The 14290-nt window shown below is 63.8% G+C and carries 17 protein-coding genes and 2 pseudogenes; 7 read left to right on the forward strand and 12 right to left on the reverse strand.

Annotated elements, in window-relative coordinates:
• Nucleotides 1-62: 62 nt before the first annotated feature.
• Nucleotides 63-326 (reverse strand): YMGG-like glycine zipper-containing protein, encoded by a 264-nt coding sequence (locus EOA49_RS06650; protein ID WP_066991674.1) that lies wholly within the window; start codon nt 324-326, stop codon nt 63-65.
• Nucleotides 327-561: 235 nt separating this feature from the next.
• Nucleotides 562-972, reverse strand: coding sequence for a DoxX family protein (locus tag EOA49_RS06655; RefSeq protein WP_127240950.1), 411 nt, complete (start codon nt 970-972; stop codon nt 562-564).
• A gap of 141 nt (nt 973-1113) precedes the next feature.
• Between EOA49_RS06655 and EOA49_RS06660 the strand changes: the two genes are divergently transcribed.
• Nucleotides 1114-1521, forward strand: coding sequence for an ACT domain-containing protein (locus tag EOA49_RS06660; RefSeq protein WP_127240949.1), 408 nt, complete (start codon nt 1114-1116; stop codon nt 1519-1521).
• A gap of 262 nt (nt 1522-1783) precedes the next feature.
• Here EOA49_RS06660 and EOA49_RS06665 read toward each other — a convergent pair whose 3' ends face one another.
• Nucleotides 1784-2818, reverse strand: a complete 1035-nt coding sequence (locus EOA49_RS06665; protein ID WP_067323616.1) for an aspartate-semialdehyde dehydrogenase — start codon at nt 2816-2818, stop codon at nt 1784-1786.
• Nucleotides 2819-3103: 285 nt separating this feature from the next.
• Complete coding sequence (locus tag EOA49_RS06670) at nt 3104-4513, reverse strand: glycosyltransferase (RefSeq protein WP_127240948.1); 1410 nt, start codon at nt 4511-4513, stop codon at nt 3104-3106.
• A gap of 147 nt (nt 4514-4660) precedes the next feature.
• Between EOA49_RS06670 and EOA49_RS06675 the strand changes: the two genes are divergently transcribed.
• Complete coding sequence (locus tag EOA49_RS06675; protein ID WP_127215305.1) at nt 4661-5368, forward strand: DUF805 domain-containing protein; 708 nt, start codon at nt 4661-4663, stop codon at nt 5366-5368.
• On the opposite strand, the gene EOA49_RS06680 is transcribed toward EOA49_RS06675, so the two are convergent.
• The 6 genes and pseudogenes from EOA49_RS06680 to leuD form a co-directional block, all read right to left on the reverse strand.
• Nucleotides 5358-5855: a GNAT family N-acetyltransferase gene (locus EOA49_RS06680; protein ID WP_127240947.1), complete on the reverse strand. Its 498-nt coding sequence runs from the start codon at nt 5853-5855 to the stop codon at nt 5358-5360. The genes EOA49_RS06675 and EOA49_RS06680 overlap by 11 nt on opposite strands.
• Before the next feature lie 5 nt (nt 5856-5860).
• Entirely contained in the window at nt 5861-6964 is a 1104-nt protein-coding gene (leuB, locus tag EOA49_RS06685) for a 3-isopropylmalate dehydrogenase (protein ID WP_127243097.1), read from the reverse strand.
• Nucleotides 6965-7103: 139 nt separating this feature from the next.
• On the reverse strand, nt 7104-7457 hold the full coding sequence (locus EOA49_RS06690; RefSeq protein ID WP_066991913.1) for a VOC family protein: 354 nt from the start codon (nt 7455-7457) through the stop codon (nt 7104-7106).
• Nucleotides 7458-7519: 62 nt separating this feature from the next.
• On the reverse strand, nt 7520-7903 hold the full coding sequence (locus tag EOA49_RS06695; protein WP_067323608.1) for a RidA family protein: 384 nt from the start codon (nt 7901-7903) through the stop codon (nt 7520-7522).
• Between the two features lie 126 nt (nt 7904-8029).
• A pseudogene (locus tag EOA49_RS06700) lies at nt 8030-8961 on the reverse strand (hypothetical protein).
• 73 nt (nt 8962-9034) lie between these two features.
• Nucleotides 9035-9640: a 3-isopropylmalate dehydratase small subunit gene (gene leuD, locus EOA49_RS06705; RefSeq protein WP_127240946.1), complete on the reverse strand. Its 606-nt coding sequence runs from the start codon at nt 9638-9640 to the stop codon at nt 9035-9037.
• Between the two features lie 179 nt (nt 9641-9819).
• On the opposite strand from leuD, the pseudogene EOA49_RS06710 reads away from it, so the two are divergent.
• A pseudogene (locus EOA49_RS06710) lies at nt 9820-10244 on the forward strand (GNAT family N-acetyltransferase).
• Between the two features lie 17 nt (nt 10245-10261).
• Here the strand turns inward: EOA49_RS06710 and EOA49_RS06715 are convergent.
• On the reverse strand, nt 10262-10876 hold the full coding sequence (locus tag EOA49_RS06715; protein ID WP_127240944.1) for a hypothetical protein: 615 nt from the start codon (nt 10874-10876) through the stop codon (nt 10262-10264).
• A 168-nt stretch (nt 10877-11044) separates the two neighbouring features.
• On the opposite strand from EOA49_RS06715, the gene EOA49_RS06720 reads away from it, so the two are divergent.
• The 4 genes from EOA49_RS06720 to EOA49_RS06735 are packed head-to-tail and all read left to right on the forward strand — an operon-like array spanning nt 11045 to nt 13186.
• Nucleotides 11045-11365 carry a metalloregulator ArsR/SmtB family transcription factor gene (locus EOA49_RS06720; protein WP_127240943.1) on the forward strand — a complete coding sequence of 107 codons (321 nt, stop codon included), beginning with the start codon at nt 11045-11047 and terminating at the stop codon, nt 11363-11365.
• Nucleotides 11362-11811: an SRPBCC family protein gene (locus EOA49_RS06725; protein ID WP_066991633.1), complete on the forward strand. Its 450-nt coding sequence runs from the start codon at nt 11362-11364 to the stop codon at nt 11809-11811. Before EOA49_RS06720 ends, EOA49_RS06725 begins: the two co-directional genes overlap by 4 nt.
• A gap of 34 nt (nt 11812-11845) precedes the next feature.
• On the forward strand, nt 11846-12334 hold the full coding sequence (locus EOA49_RS06730) for an SRPBCC domain-containing protein (protein WP_127240942.1): 489 nt from the start codon (nt 11846-11848) through the stop codon (nt 12332-12334).
• A 42-nt stretch (nt 12335-12376) separates the two neighbouring features.
• Complete coding sequence (locus EOA49_RS06735) at nt 12377-13186, forward strand: DUF72 domain-containing protein (RefSeq protein ID WP_127243098.1); 810 nt, start codon at nt 12377-12379, stop codon at nt 13184-13186.
• Here the strand turns inward: EOA49_RS06735 and EOA49_RS06740 are convergent.
• The gene (locus EOA49_RS06740; protein ID WP_127215299.1) at nt 13105-14271 is read right to left on the reverse strand and encodes an FAD-binding oxidoreductase; all 1167 of its coding nucleotides are present in this window, start codon (nt 14269-14271) and stop codon (nt 13105-13107) included. The two genes, EOA49_RS06735 and EOA49_RS06740, sit on opposite strands and share 82 nt — an antisense overlap.
• Between the last annotated feature and the right edge of the window lie 19 nt (nt 14272-14290).

Raw genomic sequence — 14290 nt, forward strand, 5'->3', positions numbered from 1 at the left:
AAAACAGGAAAAAACAACGGCGGCCCACCCCCGCCGTTCTTTTGGTCAGGCCCGTCGATATCTCAATATCCCGACGGGCAACGAGCAATATAAACGCGCCCGTAGCGGTCCCGATAACGGCACTTGCCGCTTTCGCTGGCACGGCCGATCAACGCGCCTGCCACGGCGCCGACAGCGCCACCGACCACTGCGCCCTCGACCGGGTCATTGGCGACGGCCGCTCCGACCGCAGCACCGCCCAAGCCGCCGATCGCCGCTCCTTTTTCCGTCTGCGAACAGGCGCCCAGCGCCACCGTCAGCACCAGAATGGTAATCGCTTTCTTCATTTCAGTTCCTCTCTCACGGGATCGCCGTCCTCGCCGCCAAGCTTTAACTCGCAAACGGCTAATTTGATCCCGAAGCGAACGAATATTGCTGTTTCGAAGGCAGGCGCGGGTTGCGCCAACCGGCCTCGACAGCATTGAGAGTGCTCACGAATTAGCGTTCGGTAACGCAGCTTGGCAACCCGGCTTCGAAGCCTTGCGGTCGCCGCAGCCGGTGGAATCACCAGAACGAACCGGCTCAGCGGCTGAACGGGATCAGCGCGCGCACTCTGGGGTCGCGCAGATAGAGCCCGCCCCACAGGACAACAGCGAGATAGACGCCGAACAGCGTGTGCGAAAGCAGCGGGTTGCCGATGCGCACATGCGTGGAAATCGCGCCGCCCATATAGGCGGTGAGCAGGATGGCGCCGAGGACGGACGTGCGCGGCAGCGCATAAAGCACAGTCGAGATCAGACCGACGATGCCGAGCAGCCGCGCGATGTTGGGGTCATCCGGCCAGCCGAGCTGTGTCATCGTCTCGGTGACGATCTGCAGCGGCGGCAGCTTGATGACGCCGTCGAAGATCATGAAAAGGATGACAATGGCGCTAAGCACGCGCCCGGTCCACAAGGCGCCATTTGAGACAGGAGCGGCTTCTGAAATGCTCATTGGTGTTCCCTCCTTGGCTGGAGCCTGGCTGTTTTGCCAGCTTCGAGCCAAGGACGGGGGGCGGGGCGGCGATCCGACAAGGGCCGGTGCGCTTTTTTCGAACGCATGATTGAGTGAGAATGCATGACCGAAGGAGAGAGAATGACCGGCGAGACCAATCTCCAAAGACTACTGGCGTCGATGACGCCGAAACTGCTTCCCGATGTCCATGTTTTCGCGACGCTGGCGCCCGGTACAGCCGTACCGGACGGTCTTGATCCGGTCATGCAGTTTCGCGAGCGGGAAGGTCTGACGTTGATCGTGTCGGAGGACCAAGCGAAGGTAGCCGGCCTCGCCGGCACGTTCCGCTGCCGGATGATCACGCTCGACATCCATTCGTCGCTCGACGCCGTCGGCTTTCTGGCCGCAATCACGACGCGGCTCGCCGCTGCCGGCATGGGCGTCAATCCGGTCTCGGCCTTTTATCACGACCATCTGTTCGTCCCGGCGGAGCGGGCGGAAGAGGCGCTCGGCCTCCTGCGGCAACTGGCTGCGGAGAGCAGTGGTTAGCGCCTCAGCACATGGAGAATATCAGGCAAGCAGCGCGCATCGCTCGTCACACCTGGAAATACCGGCGCCACCCTCATCCTCCTGCCGCGACTTTTCCCGTGAACGGGAAAGAGAGCTATCGGCCGAAGGCCGAGCCCCTGACGCGCGGCCCGTGAGCGAGAACCCAACGGCCGAAGGCCGAGCCCGCGACCGCGGGCCGCCGGTCGTCCGGCGCCCTCGCGGAGGGCCAGCCGCGAAGCGGCGGTGCGGCCCGTGAGCGGAACTAAGCCGCCTTCTTCTTCGGCTGGATCAGGCCCCGCTCGACCAACAGCTCGGCGATCTGGACGGCGTTGAGCGCCGCGCCCTTGCGCAGATTGTCGGAGACGACCCACATCGACAGGCCGTTATCGACGGTCGAATCCTCGCGGATGCGCGAGATGAAGGTGGCGTCCTCGCCGGCCGACTCAAGCGGCGTGATGTAGCCGCCGTTCTCGCGTTTGTCCAAGACCTGGCAGCCGGGAGCCTCGCGCAGGATCTCGCGCGCCTCGTCGGCGGTGATCGGCTTCTCGAACTCGATGTTGACGGCTTCCGAGTGGCCGATGAACACCGGCACGCGCACGCAGGTCGCCGTCAGCTTGATCTTGGGATCGAGCATCTTCTTGGTCTCGGCGACCATCTTCCACTCTTCCTTGGTGAAGCCGTCGTCGAGGAAGACGTCGATATGCGGGATGACGTTGAAGGCGATGCGCTTGGTGAACTTCTTGACGTCGACCTGGTCGGCGACGAAGACCGCGCGGGTTTGCGTGAACAGCTCGTCCATGCCTTCCTTGCCGGCGCCGGAGACCGACTGGTAGGTGGCGACGACGACGCGCTTGATGGTGGCGACATCGTGCAGCGGCTTCAGCGCCACGACGAGCTGCGCCGTCGAGCAGTTCGGATTGGCGATGATGTTCTTGCGCGAGAAGAGTTCGACCGCGTCCGGATTCACTTCCGGCACGATCAGCGGCACGTCAGGGTCGTAGCGGAAGGCCGACGAATTATCGATGACGACGCAGCCCTGCTTGCCGATCTTGGGCGACCACTCCTTGGAGACATTGCCGCCGGCCGACATGACGCAGATGTCGGTGTCGGAAAAATCGTAGGTGTCGAGCGCCTTGACCTTCAGCGTGCGGTCGCCGAAGGACACTTCGGTGCCCTGGCTGCGCCGCGAGGCCAATGCCACCACTTCGCTCGCCGGGAAGCCGCGCTCGTCCAGAATGTTGAGCATTTCGCGGCCCACATTGCCCGTGGCGCCGACTACCGCAACCTTGAAACTCATCGAAATCTCCTGTCCCTCCCCGCTTGGCTGTTGGAGAAAACCCGCCGGCCTCATGCGGGTTCTGTCCCCCAGGCCGAACCCGGGAGAGGGTGGTTAGGCCAAGGGAATCACACCGTTTTGGTGGTGGTTTTGGCCGTAGTTTTGCGAGAACGGACGGACGCGTCGAAACGCCCGGCCCGATGCTGTGCATCGTGGCTGGGGGCATCGAATGCCAGAAGAGCCAAATGGCCGCGCATTGAAGACGATCCCGTTCGCTGCCGGCTTTTACGCGCTTTGCGTAAAGAGTCAATTGGCGCAGGCTGCTGCCGCCTTGAGCCCGGCCTTTATCGCCGCCCAGCTTTCGGCAGGCGATGTCGGCCTGTGCTCTTCGGCGATACGGCCGGCCAGCAAATCGCGCCAGGCACCGTCGTCTGTCATCCGTCGGATTGCGCCATACCAGCCGATCTGGTCGGTCGAACCGACAGCGGGCATCAGGCCGCCGGTCGCTTCGATCAGCGACGGCGTGGTCGAGACGATGACCGGGACCCCGAAATCCAGACACTCCGAAGCGGCATAGCCCCAGCCCTCGATATGCGAGGGGAAAACGCCGAAGGTGGCACTTCGATAATAGCCGATAAGCTCCTCGTCGCTGACCGGACCCGCGAAGATGATCTTTTCTTTCAGCCCCGGATGAGCCTTGAGATAGGCGCTGAGCTCCTCGACCATCCAGCCCCAGCGGCCGACGCAGACGAGCTTCGGCAGCCGAACGCCTTCGTCGAGCGCCTGCTGCCAGATGCGGGCGAGCATGATGTGGTTCTTCCGGATCTCTATGGTCGAGCAATAAAGGATGTAGGGCTCGCCGGCCTCGAGCCGCGACGTCATCCTCAGCCGCGCGGCCCTCTCATGCAGCAGCGACGGCATTGGGAAGCGATGGACGACCGGCAGATCTATTCCGGCCTTGCGCATGTGATCGCCTAGCATCGTCGCCGCGGTCTCGGAGGTGCAGAAGGCCGCCGCGCCGGACCGCACCAGCCGTTCGAGATTGGGCCCGAAGGCGGCCTGCCATCTGTTCTTTGCGACAAGGTCGGGCCGCATGGTCGGGATCATGTCGTGGCAAAGAAAGGCTATGTTGTCGGGGCCGGGGCAAACCGCCGCTAACTTTTCGCCGACCAGCAGCTGATTGCTGATCAGCACCGTTCGACGATCGACATTCTTCGTCGGCTGCGCCGCATCGCCCCGAAGCAAACCCGCCCGGAGACCGGCTCGCCTAGAGAAGCGATAGGCCCGCAGCAACAGCTTCGACACCGTGAAGGTGAAGCCGGGACGGCCGTTCGTCACCATTCCCGCAAGCTGGCGATCGGCTTCACTCTTGGCCATTGGATGGCGCCGCACCGATTGGAACCCCTGCCGCAACGCGGCAGCGGCTTGCGGTCGCGGCCGCTGCCGGAACGGCGCGATCTCGCTGACACCCAACTGCTCCATCTCGAATTTTTCGAGCGCCCGGAAACGATGGCTGGAGAGATCGAGCGTCACCACCTCGACATCCGGGTCGGGATCGGCGAGCGCTGCCCTGACCATGAAGTCTTCCAGCCGCTGGATGCCGGCCAGCGCGCCGCGCCAGGCGAGCAGGCCGGTGGCGTCGATGCAGATTTTCCGTCTTTGGCCGCGGGGAGCGTCGGCCGCTTCTGGCAGCAGTGTCGAGTCCTTCTGGGCCATTGCTTCGCGGTCTATTAGGCGACTTGCGGCTTCTATCCCGATTTGCCGCCTCTGCGATAGCCGGCTGAACGCCATCGCTCTTGCCCGCCGGCCGGCGCTCATGTCAAATCGAGCAAAGGGAAAGAATTCGACACTCGGGGGGATCTGATGCGTGGCGAAGTTCTTCACTATGACGAGCACCAGGGCTTCGGCTTCATCAGCGGCGCCGACGGCAGGCGCTACAGTTTCGCGCGCGAGGACCTGCGTCGCGAGACAACGCTTGCCAGGGGAGCCCAGGTCGAGTTCCAGCCGAACGGCGAACGTGCCGGCAATGTCTTCTCGGTCCGCGGCCGGATGATCGATCCGGTTGACAACGCCGTTCCAGTTCCTGCCCGTCCGCTGCCGGGCAGCTCGCCTGCGGGGCAGCCGCATTTCGGCCGCAACGCCGAGGCCGAAACGGTGGAATCGACCGGCCTCTGGAGCTATTTCTGGCGTGGCGTGACGACGAACTACGTCAACTTCTCCGGCCGCGCCCGGCGCAAGGAGCTCTGGGGCTTTTGCCTGTTCTGGACGATCGGTCTTGTCGTCGCCATCGGCGTCGGCTTCTCCGCAGACCTGTCGCGCGGCAACGTCGAGGGCGGCGGCGATGAGCCGGTCGTCATGTTCGGCCTGCTCGGTCTTTACGTCCTGCTCACGTTCCTGCCGTGGGTCGCGCTCGTCGTGCGCCGCTTGCATGATCTCGGCCTGACCGGCTGGCTCGCCATCCTCTGCTTCGTGCCTTATGTCGGCTGGCTCGCCACCCTGGTGTTCGGCCTGATCCCGACCCAGGCCGGCGACAACAAGTGGGGGCCGGTGCCGAGCGGAGTCAGATTCTAGCGGCCGCCGTCCTTAGTGCCTCGCCCGACAGCCTGAGGAAGATCTTCTGGCCGTGGCGTTCGGCGCCGAGCCGCTCGTAGAAGCGCAGCGCACCCTCGTTCCAGTCCTCGGCGGTGAGGTCGATGCGGCCAATGCGCTTGTCGAGGCAATAGCCGGCGAGAAAGCCGATCAGTGCCTCACCCACTCCCGCGTTTCGAGCCTCTTGACGCACGAACAAGTCTTTCAAGAACATCAGCCGCTCGAGATCGATGCCGGGATGCACGATCGCGACCGAAGCCAGGCCGGCCACCTCGCCACCCGCGAAGGCCAGCGCGAAATGCGGATAGCCCGGGCTTTCCTCGCCGAGCCACCGCCTTGCCGTGGCCGTCGCCCGGGCGTGGTCGAGCGGCGACTGCCGATAGTGCGCCGCCATTGCGCAAAGCACGGTGGCGAGCGCCTCGGCGTCCTCGGTCGTCGCCCAGCGGACGTCGACCGCCGCCTCTGCCATGGGGATCAGCCCAGGAACTTGGCGATGATGGCATCGCCCATTTCGGTGGTGCCGACCTCGGTCATGCCCTCGGACATGATGTCCTTGGTGCGCAGGCCGTCGTCGAGCACGGCGGCGATCGCCGCTTCGAGCTTGTCGGCTTCCACCGTCATGCCGAAGGAATAGCGCAGGCACATGGCGAAGGAGGCGATCATGGCGATCGGATTGGCGACGCCCTTGCCGGCGATGTCGGGCGCCGAGCCGTGCACCGGCTCGTAGAGCGCCTTGCGCTTCTTGGTCTTGACGTCCGGCGCGCCGAGCGAGGCCGACGGCAGCATGCCGATCGAGCCGGTGAGCATGGCGGCGATGTCCGAGAGCATGTCGCCGAACAGATTGTCGGTGACGATGACGTCGAACTGTTTTGGCCAGCGCACCAGCTGCATGCCGCCGGCATCGGCCAGCATGTGGTCGAGCTTGACGTCGGCATATTTCGCCTGATGCGTCTGGGTGACCACCTCGTTCCACAGCACGCCCGACTTCATGACGTTGCGCTTTTCCATCGAGGTGACATGGTTCTTGCGCGTGCGTGCCAGCTCGAAAGCGACGCCGGAGATACGCTCGATCTCGAACGTGTCGTAGACCTGGGTGTCGATGCCGCGCTTCTGGCCGTTGCCGAGGTCGATGATCTGCTTCGGCTCGCCGAAATAGACGCCGCCGGTCAGCTCGCGCACGATCAATATGTCGAGGCCCTCGACCACCTCCTGCTTGAGCGAGGAGGAGGCGGCCAAAGCCGGATAGCAGATCGCCGGACGCAGGTTGGCGAACAGCTCCATGTCCTTGCGCAGGCGCAGCAGGCCGGCCTCGGGGCGCACCTCGTAGGGCACCTTGTCCCATTTCGGCCCGCTGACGGCGCCGAACAGCACGGCATCCGCAGCAACAGCCTTTTCCATGTCGGCATCGGAGATCGCCGCGCCATGCGCGTCGTAAGCGCATCCGCCGACCAGCCCCTCGTCGGTGGCAAACCCGCTGCCGAGCTTCGCGTTCATGGCCGCGATCAACTTCTTCACTTCGGCCATGGCCTCGGGGCCGATGCCGTCGCCGGCGAGCAGGAAGAGATTTTTCGAAGCCATGGAGAACCGTCCTGGGGAGAGAATTGAACCGCGGTCTTGCTAAACGCCGGGCGGGCTGCGCGCAAGGGGACGAGCCTCGAGTTCCTTCACACCCCCCTCTGCCCTGCCAGCATCTCGCAAGAGGCCGGTAGGCGCGCCATCACCGATGCGACAGGATATTCACCAGCCGCCCGAACGGATCGCGCACATAGAAGCGCCGCACGCCCCAGGGCTCGTCGGCCGGGCCGTATTCGACGGCAAAGCCAGCCTTGCGCATGCGGTCCAGCGCATCATCGACATCGTCGACCTCGATCGAGAGGTCCGGCACCGGCGTGCCCGACCCGCCTTGCGACATGAAGCTGATCTGGACGGCCATGGTCTGCTGGGAGCCGTACGTGGCAATCCAGCCCATATCCATGAGCTGATCGAGGCCAAGCACGCCCTGATAGAAGCGCTTTGCCGCCGCAATGTCGGGCGTTTCGATATTCGCGACGATGCGTCTGACCTTGACCATGGGCCGCTCCTCGCTCCACGCCGTCGTTGTGCCCAGCCGCTTCGCAGCCTGGGCGACAGGCATCAGACAGTGCGCCTGAGCGCCGTCACCTCGATCTCGATCTTCATCTCCGGCTTGTTGAGCTGGCAGACGATCATCGTCGCCGCCGGGCGGATGTCCCCGAACGCCTCGCCGAGTATCGGGAAGACCACGTCAACATAGGCCTGGTCGGTAATATAGTAATGCGCCCGCACCACATCGGCCATGTCGAAGCCGCCGTCGGCAAGGGCCTTGGCGATGGTGGCAAGACAATTGCGCGTCTGCGCCTCGACCGTGTCGGGCATCGTCATCGTGGCATAGTCGTAGCCGGTCGTTCCGGAGACGAAACACCAGTCGCCCTGCACCACCGCGCGCGAATAGCCGGCGGTTTTCTCGAAGGGGGAACCGGTGGAGATCAGCTTGCGCATGGGGCCTCGCAGGATTTGTTAGGTCATTCTGAAACGCATCCACAGCCCAGTCGTGAGCCAGACAACGCGATGCTGGCGGGACAGAGGGGAGGCGCGAAGGACGCAAGCTGGCAATTGACGCTCGGGCTAATTCCCCTGCGTGTCGTCATACGCCTTCTTGATATCCGCCGGCCAGTCCTTCACCGGCGGCCAGGCATTCGGCTCCCCATTGTCGCCGCGGCGGGCGAATAGACCTTGTGCTTGACCGGGTCGACCGCCATGAAGCCGTCATTGCCGCCGCAGTCATGCGGCACGCAGCCGGTGGCATAGAAGGCGCCGGAAGCGGTCTTTTCGGTGCCGCCGCCGACCAGCAGGCTGGTCGCCATGTCGGGCATATCGTCGCCCAGCAGCGCCTGCGCCGCCTTGTAGACCGCTTCGTTATGGAACGCGTCGATGATGTTGTCGTATTTCGACGCATCGACGTCCTTCCAGTCGGTGCCGGGTTCCGGCGTGTAGGTCAGGTTTCCGGAGGTCGTCAGCCCCTCGGTCGGCGACCATTGCAAGGCCGGCTTGGTTGCTCCGGGCAGCAGGAAAGGCACAAAATAGATGGCGTCGTCGGAAACCGCGGCCGGCGGCGCGCCGCATTCGTCCTGCTCGACCGTCGTGGTCCGGATCTCGCCGTCCTTCGGTTTCCAGACGATGACCTTGGCCGGGCCGCACTGGTTGCCGCCGTCGCCGACATCGACCAGCGCCACGTTGACGTCGCCGATCTTGACGATCCTGTCGAAGGAGACGTCGTAATTGCTGGCCAGCTGCTTGCCGTCATAGGCGAGCATCTTCTCGCCGTCCTGCTCCGGCTGCGTGATGGTGAGCTGGCCGTCCTCGAACGGGATCGGCGCCTGTTTGTCGGTGTCGGCGGGAGCGGCGTCAGAAGTGCTCGATGCGCCTTGATCGGCCGCCCCTTGATCGGCGGCGGGCTGGTCGGAAGGCGCGGGCGCCTGCGGCGCCGCGGTCGCCCTGGACACCGCCAGAAGGATCGCCGCCAAGGCGCAGGCGCCGGCCAGAAGCGGGCGTGTCATGACTGTCCCTCCGTTCAGCCACACGAACCCGGCCGCTTGCGGCCGGGCTATCTATCACAAGTGCCTCAGCCGTTCAGGCCCAGGGGCGCAGCTCGGCGTTCTTCTTCTCGAAGGACGCGATGGCGCCGGCCTTCTCCATGGTCAGCCCGATATCGTCGAGGCCGTTCAAGAGGCAGTGACGCTTGAAGTCGTCGAGATCGAACTTGACCACGCCGCCATCCGGGCCGCGGATCTCCTTGGCTTCGAGGTCGATCGACAGCGTGGCGTTGGAACCGCGCGAGGCGTCGTCCATCAGCTTGTCCAGGTCTTCCGGGCTGACCGTGATCGGCAGGATGCCGTTCTTGAAGCAGTTGTTGTAGAAAATATCGGCGAACGACGTCGAGATGACGCAGCGAATGCCGAAATCGAGCAGCGCCCAGGGCGCGTGCTCGCGGCTCGAGCCGCAGCCGAAATTGTCGCCGGCGACCAGGATCTGCGCCTTGCGATAGGCCGGCTTGTTGAGCACGAAATCCGAGTTCTCCGAGCCGTCGTCCTTGTAGCGCATCTCGGCGAACAGGCCGGTGCCAAGCCCGGTGCGCTTGATCGTCTTCAGATAATCCTTCGGGATGATCATGTCGGTATCGACGTTAACGATCGGCATGGGCGCCGCGACGCCGGTGAGCTTGGTGAATTTGTCCATGGTCCTTACCCGTCTTCTCTCTGCGGGGAATTTTGCGCACGGCTTTACACAAAGCCGGCGGCAAATGAAAGGCAACTGTTCGTGCACTGCCCTTGGGCCAAAGGCGGGCAGGGTGGACGGAACTGGAACACCTCAAAAAACGGCTTCGAAATTCTGTGCGGCCGGTGCAGTCTGCGACCATGGCCCGTCCTTCCAAAGTCCTCTACGCCAGCGAGCCGCCCTCAATGTCGCCGAATTCCGCCGCGTGCTGGTCGAATCCGGCCTCGGCGAAACGCGCCCGATCGATGACGAGGCGCGCCTGAAGACGATGCTCAGTAATGCCAACCTGGTGCTGACGGCGCGTCTCGACAGCGAGGGCAAGCCGCTTGTCGGCGTTGCGCGCGGGGTGACTGACTTCTCCTGGGTCTGCTATATCTCCGAGCTCGCCGTGTCCGCCTCGGCGCAAGGGCTCGGCATCGGCAAAGGCCTGATGGACGAGGCGCGCCGCCAGCTCGGCCCTTCGGTCGCCATCAGCCTGATCTCGATGCCCGATGCCGTCGGCTTCTACGAGCGCATCGGCATGACACGCATGACCGACGCCTTCTGGTTCTCCCGCAAGCGCTGACGCGCTGATGTCAACCGCTATTGACGCCAGCGCCCGAAAATCGAACGCAACGATATTCTCGGCGCAGGAGCCGGCGTAGGTCTCGCTGTCTGTGTCGGCGGCGTCGGCCGCCCCCCAGCAGTGCGGCCTACTACGTCACTGATCATCGCATCCAAGGCCTGGCTGACGTCAAACGGTTCGGTGACCCCGGCCGCCCTGACTTGCTGCTCAACCCAGTTTGAGCACCGAATCTTGCCCCTTTCGTCCACCAATTCTCCCTTAGTGATCGATTTGCAGAACATGTGAAGCTTGAAGACGGCCATCTTGACCGTTCGGTCATCCCAATTGGCGCTGATGCTCTGTGCGGCATGTTCGAGCAGAGTCTTTTTGATGAACTCGGCTTTATCGCGGGTCGAATCGGATTCGCCTTCGAACAGCAGGATGCCGAAATCCGACTTCAAAACGGCCGCCTTGACAGTGTCCGGCGCCGCCCAAAGTGCGGCAACCGTAACCGGATCGCGAAACAGCGCGACGTAATTACCCTTAATGTTGTGAGCAATGCCGGCCCGCGCCAAGAGTCGCTGGCACGTGTCGTCCTTGTATACAGCTAAAGGGAAAATGGACTGAAAGTCATAGTCGTAAATGAGAGGCATCCGATCCAACCTTTCATTGCAAGAACCATACCGTCTATTATTCAGAAGATGAATTTCAGTAGCAGTCGCAATGCATCGTCGGCAAGCAGGCCGGGGTGCCTGCACCGTCTTTCTCGTCGAATAAACTTTGCAGCTTGACATGCAACCAAATGGTTGCCTATTAAGGCCATGACCATGGATGCCGTCTTTCGCGCTTTGGCCGACCCGACCCGCCGCCAATTGCTGGACAGCCTCTATGCCAGGAACGGACAGACGCTGAACGCGCTCTGCGAGCACATGGACATGACGCGCCAGGCGGTGACCAAACACCTGGCAATTCTCGAGGAGGCGAACCTTGTCGCCACCGTTCGCCGCGGCCGCGAGAAGGAGCATTACCTCAACCCCGTGCCGATCAACGAGATCGCCGAGCGCTGGATCGGCAAATTCGAGCGCCATCGGCTGGATGCCTTGAGCGACCTGAAGAAACGACTTGAAAGGGAAGAGCCGTGAGCGACAACACTTTCGTCTACGTCACCTACATCCGCACCACGCCCGAAAAGCTTTGGACGGCGCTGACCGATCCGGAGTTCAACCGGCAGTTCTTCCTCTGCTCCTACCAGGAGAGCGACTGGAAGGTGGGTTCGAGCTGGAAGCTGATCTTCCCGGACGGCCGCGTGGCCGACTCGGGCGAGATCCTCGAGATCGATCCGCCCCGGCGTCTGGTCATCAAATGGCGCAACGAATGGCTGCCCGAGGTGAAGGAAGACGGCTACACGCGCTGTACCTTCACCATCGAAAAGGACGGCGAGCTGATGAAGCTTGCCGTCACCCACGAGGCCGACGGCCCGCACCGGCTGATTCCGAACGTGTCCAAGGGCTGGCCGCTGGTGCTGGCGAGCCTCAAGAGCCTGCTGGAGACCGGCAAGGGTTTCGAGCGCCCGCCATCGAAGGTCTGAATCAGGTATTGAACGGCCGCGGAGGAGGTTGGCAATGATACTGCCGCATGGCTGGCCGCGCGCCATGGCGAACACCGAGACGGTCATGGCTTCGGCGGAACTTCCCGCTTCGCCGCAACAAGTCGTCACCGCGCTTCTCACCAGCGACGTCGAGCGCTGGTGGGGGTCGGCCGAGACCTACCGGGTGATCGGCTGGGCCGCCGATCTGCGCGTCGGCGGATCGTGGCGCGTCATCGCGAGGACGGCCGACGGCAGGACCCTGCCCGCCAGCGGCAGCTTCCTCGAGATCGAGACGGGGCGCAGGGTCGTGCAGACGAGGCGCTACGATTGGGATCACCCGACGCTCGGCCGTCACGAAACGACAGTTGCCTATCTGCTGGAACCGACCTCTGCCGGCACGCGGCTCACCGTCTGCCATGGCGGCTTCGCCGGCTTCCCGGACGCCGCGGCGGAGCACGCCGAAGGCTGGGCGCGCGTGCTCGGCTGGCTACAGGCACATCTGGGCTGCCGCCTCGCCGCCTGAGCCCCACCTTGACCTGCAGGCGCGCCTGTCCAGATTGTCGACATGGCCGAAAACAAACCTTTTGTCGGAACAGCCGGATGGACCATACCGGCAGCGCACAGGTCCTCTGTTCCGGCGACGGGCTCGCAATTGGAGCGTTACGCTTCGCGTCTTCCTGTCGTGGAGATCAACTCCTCCTTCTACAAACCGCATCAGCGCGAAACCTATGAGCGCTGGGCGTGCTCGGTCCCGGATCATTTTCGGTTCTCCGTTAAAGTGCCCAAAGCCGCGACTCATGAGCGCCGCCTCATAGATTGCCGTGATCTTCTGGATGCTTTCATGGGCGAGGTCGGAGGTCTCGGTGAGAAGCTGTCCGCCCTCTTGGTCCAGCTGCCGCCCAGTCTGCAATTCGACAGGCAGATAGCCAAAAAGTTCTTCGCTTTGTTGCACGACAAGACCGACTGCCGCTTGGTCTGCGAACCGCGTCACGCCAGTTGGTTCGAGCCGGGAGCAGACGCTTTGCTGAGCCGCCTCCGCGTCGGGCGCGTGGCGGCGGACCCTGCCTCAGTTCCCGCCGCTTCCGCGCCCGGCGGCTGGCATGAGCTCGCCTATTTCCGCTTTCACGGCGCGCCGCATGTCTATTTTTCGGACTACGACGCCGGCCGGCTGCTGGAAATCAGCGCCCAGCTCGCCGACGCGGGCGCCTCAGCCACCGAGGTGTGGTGCATTTTCGACAATACGGCGCGCGGGCATGCGCTCGGCAACGCGCTGGCGGTCGATGCGATTATGCGTCAGATGACGTTCAATTCCCTGAACGCCCGCCCCGCCGCGACGCGCTCATATCCGAACGCCGTGCAATCGATCGTCCGATAGCCGCCATGCACGATGAGTTCCGAGAGCGCCTTGCCCACCGCCGGCGCCTGCTGCAGGCCATGGCCGGAGAAGCCGTTGGCGAAGAGGAAGTTTTCCACCTCCGGATGCGGCCCGATAACCGCGTTCTGGTCGAGCGTGTTGTAATCATAATGCCCGACCCAGGCGCGCGTCGGCTTGATCGCCTCGAAGGCTGGGACGCGGGTGGCTAAAGTCGGCCAGATCACGTCCTCGAACAGCGGCCACTCGACCTCGAAATCGTTTGGATCGGGTGCATGGTCGCCTTCCTCCGGCTCGGCGCCGCCGGTGAGATAGACCGAGCCTTCCGGCCGCACATAGATGCCGGAGGGATCGACCAGCAGCGGCATGTCGGCATATTTTTCCCGTGCCTCGAAGACGAAGACGTTGCGCTTGCGCGGCTCGACCGGCAGCGCGAGCCCCGCAAGGGCGGCCACCTTGCCGGCGTTCGGACCGGCGGCATTGACGATGATACCCGCCTCCAGCGTCTCGCCATTGTCGAGGGCGACGCCGGTGACGCGACTGCCCTCGCGCGCGATACCGGTGACCGACGCGGTGATAAAGTCGATCCTCCTCTCGCGCAGCGCCTTACGGAACAGCATCAGCAGCGCATGCGCGTCGAACCAGCCCTCGCCGCCGCGGCCATAGGCGCCCGCGGAAATGCCTTCGGTTGAAAGCCAGGAGAAGCGGCGGGCGAGCTGGCCTGCATCCTCCAGCACGATATCGGCGCCTTCGGCGATCTGCGCCTCGTGATTGGCCTTGAGGATCGGCAGCCCCGCCTCGCCGGCGAGGATCAGATAGCCGCCCTCGCGAAAGCCGATATCGGCATCGGCGCCGAAAGTCTCTTTCAGTCGCCGGAACAGCTTCAGCGTGAATTGCGACAGGCGGATGTTTTCAGGAATGGAAAATTGCTGGCGGATCGAGGCCAGGGACAGCGTCGTCGCCGCTTGCGAGAATTGCGGATCGCGCTCGATCAGCGCGATGGAGCCGGTAAAACCTTCTTCGCGCAGATAGTAGGCGACCGAGGACCCGACGATGGCGCCGCCGATGATGACGATGTCGTAACGCACTTTGTTCTCCGATTCACCG

Origin of the sequence: Mesorhizobium sp. M1A.F.Ca.IN.020.04.1.1, assembly GCF_003997315.1 — a bacterium.
Lineage (GTDB): Bacteria > Pseudomonadota > Alphaproteobacteria > Rhizobiales > Rhizobiaceae > Mesorhizobium.

What these genes read in the sequence shown, in the direction of transcription:
- EOA49_RS06650 (WP_066991674.1), bottom strand. Translation starts at nt 326, where the DNA reads ATGAAGAAAGCGATTACCATTCTGGTGCTGACGGTGGCGCTGGGCGCC.
- EOA49_RS06655 (WP_127240950.1), bottom strand. Translation starts at nt 972, where the DNA reads ATGAGCATTTCAGAAGCCGCTCCTGTCTCAAATGGCGCCTTGTGGACC.
- EOA49_RS06660 (WP_127240949.1), top strand. Translation starts at nt 1,114, where the DNA reads ATGACCGGCGAGACCAATCTCCAAAGACTACTGGCGTCGATGACGCCG.
- EOA49_RS06665 (WP_067323616.1), bottom strand. Translation starts at nt 2,818, where the DNA reads ATGAGTTTCAAGGTTGCGGTAGTCGGCGCCACGGGCAATGTGGGCCGC.
- EOA49_RS06670 (WP_127240948.1), bottom strand. Translation starts at nt 4,513, where the DNA reads ATGGCCCAGAAGGACTCGACACTGCTGCCAGAAGCGGCCGACGCTCCC.
- EOA49_RS06675 (WP_127215305.1), top strand. Translation starts at nt 4,661, where the DNA reads ATGCGTGGCGAAGTTCTTCACTATGACGAGCACCAGGGCTTCGGCTTC.
- EOA49_RS06680 (WP_127240947.1), bottom strand. Translation starts at nt 5,855, where the DNA reads ATGGCAGAGGCGGCGGTCGACGTCCGCTGGGCGACGACCGAGGACGCC.
- leuB (WP_127243097.1), bottom strand. Translation starts at nt 6,964, where the DNA reads ATGGCTTCGAAAAATCTCTTCCTGCTCGCCGGCGACGGCATCGGCCCC.
- EOA49_RS06690 (WP_066991913.1), bottom strand. Translation starts at nt 7,457, where the DNA reads ATGGTCAAGGTCAGACGCATCGTCGCGAATATCGAAACGCCCGACATT.
- EOA49_RS06695 (WP_067323608.1), bottom strand. Translation starts at nt 7,903, where the DNA reads ATGCGCAAGCTGATCTCCACCGGTTCCCCCTTCGAGAAAACCGCCGGC.
- leuD (WP_127240946.1), bottom strand. Translation starts at nt 9,640, where the DNA reads ATGGACAAATTCACCAAGCTCACCGGCGTCGCGGCGCCCATGCCGATC.
- EOA49_RS06715 (WP_127240944.1), bottom strand. Translation starts at nt 10,876, where the DNA reads ATGCCTCTCATTTACGACTATGACTTTCAGTCCATTTTCCCTTTAGCT.
- EOA49_RS06720 (WP_127240943.1), top strand. Translation starts at nt 11,045, where the DNA reads ATGACCATGGATGCCGTCTTTCGCGCTTTGGCCGACCCGACCCGCCGC.
- EOA49_RS06730 (WP_127240942.1), top strand. Translation starts at nt 11,846, where the DNA reads ATGATACTGCCGCATGGCTGGCCGCGCGCCATGGCGAACACCGAGACG.
- EOA49_RS06735 (WP_127243098.1), top strand. Translation starts at nt 12,377, where the DNA reads ATGGCCGAAAACAAACCTTTTGTCGGAACAGCCGGATGGACCATACCG.